3 protein-coding genes are annotated in these 1,529 nt (G+C 59.1%); 2 read left to right on the forward strand and 1 reads right to left on the reverse strand.

Features of this window, described 5'->3' with window-relative positions:
* Positions 1-595, reverse strand: a 595-nt coding sequence (locus tag UW3_RS26435) for an aldo/keto reductase (protein ID WP_010220757.1), incomplete at its 3' end; no start/stop codon positions are given.
* A 252-nt stretch (positions 596-847) separates the two neighbouring features.
* Here UW3_RS26435 and rplM point away from each other — a divergent pair.
* Both rplM and UW3_RS28605 read left to right on the forward strand, forming a co-directional pair.
* On the forward strand, positions 848-1,276 hold the full coding sequence (gene rplM / locus UW3_RS0103020) for a 50S ribosomal protein L13 (protein ID WP_010220758.1): 429 nt from the start codon (positions 848-850) through the stop codon (positions 1,274-1,276).
* A 14-nt stretch (positions 1,277-1,290) separates the two neighbouring features.
* Positions 1,291-1,529: 30S ribosomal protein S9 (locus tag UW3_RS28605; RefSeq protein WP_010220761.1), on the forward strand; the 239-nt coding region annotated here is incomplete at its 3' end.

Genomic DNA, 1,529 nt, shown 5'->3' on the forward strand with positions numbered 1-1,529 from the left:
CCCAGCCACGGCTTTCGGCCAGCTGCAGGAATTTCATGGTGCCCCACGGGGTTTCGTTGGACAGGCCGATGTGGCGGATCTTGCCGGCCTTGACCTGCTCGTCGAGCACTTCAAGGGTTTCTTCCAGCGGGGTGAACAGGTCCTGCGGCGCGTGCTGGTAACCCAGCTTGCCGAAGAAGTTGGTGCTGCGCTCGGGCCAGTGCAACTGGTAGAGGTCGATCCAGTCGGTCTGCAGGCGCTTGAGGCTGTCGTCCAGGGCCGCGACGATGTGCTGGCGGTTGTGCTTGAGCAGGCCGTCGCGAATATGGTTGATGCCATTGCCGGGCCCGGCCACCTTGCTGGCCAGGATCCACTGGGCACGGTCGCCGCGCTGGCTGAACCAGTTGCCGATCATGCGCTCGGTGGCGGCGTAGGTTTCCGGGCGGGGAGGGACCGGGTACATCTCGGCAGTATCGATGAAGTTGATCCCGGCGGCCTTGGCCCGTTCGATCTGGGCGAAGGCCTGGGCCTGGTCGTTCTGCTCGCCCCAGGTCATGCTGCCCAGGCACAGGGCGCTGACGTTGAGGTCGGTTCGGCCCAGCTGGCGATAGTCCATTCGGCTGCTTCCTGTCTAAAAGAAGCATAAAAGCAGGTTGAATTTTTTTTCGCAATCTGGATAATTCAGCCCCTCTCCGTGCAGCGGAAGTGATGCCCCGCTCCATAGAAGAACCCTGCCGAATATTGGACGCGCTGACCCGAGCCCCCGATAGCGTCCGTGTGCGGCTGTGTCCTTGACTTGTCAAGGTGCGCACTATCCAGTAAGATCTGCCGTCTTATTTTCGCTGGGCGGCCCCTGAGGCTATAAAGAATGAAAACTTTTACTGCTAAACCGGAAACAGTAAAGCGCGACTGGTTCGTCGTTGACGCTGCTGGCAAGACCCTGGGTCGTCTGGCCACTGAGATCGCGAGCCGTCTGCGTGGCAAGCACAAGCCAGAGTACACTCCTCACGTTGACACCGGCGACTACATCGTCGTCATCAACGCCGAGCAGGTTCGTGTCACTGGTGCCAAGACTTCGGACAAAATGTACTACTCCCACTCCGGCTTCCCGGGCGGTATCAAGGAAATCAACTTCGAGAAGTTGATCGCCAAGGCCCCAGAGCGCGTGATCGAGACCGCGGTTAAGGGCATGCTGCCTAAGAACCCACTGGGTCGCGACATGTACCGTAAGCTGAAAGTCTATGCGGGCGCTACTCACCCTCATACTGCTCAGCAGCCCCAAGAACTGAAGATTTAACGGAATAGTTCATTATGTCGGCGACTCAAAATTACGGCACTGGCCGTCGCAAGACCGCAACCGCTCGCGTTTTCCTGCGTCCAGGTACCGGTAACATCTCCATCAACAACCGTTCTCTGGACGTGTTCTTCGGTCGTGAAACCGCGCGCATGGTAGTACGCCAGCCGCTGGAACTGACCGAGACCACCGAAAAGTTCGACATCTACGTCACCGTTATCGGTGGTGGTGTCAGCGGCCAAGCCGGTGCGATCCG

It is taken from the genome of Pseudomonas donghuensis, assembly GCF_000259195.1.
In the GTDB taxonomy this organism is placed as follows: domain Bacteria; phylum Pseudomonadota; class Gammaproteobacteria; order Pseudomonadales; family Pseudomonadaceae; genus Aquipseudomonas; species Aquipseudomonas donghuensis.

What these genes read in the sequence shown, in the direction of transcription:
- rplM (WP_010220758.1), top strand. Translation starts at nt 848, where the DNA reads ATGAAAACTTTTACTGCTAAACCGGAAACAGTAAAGCGCGACTGGTTC.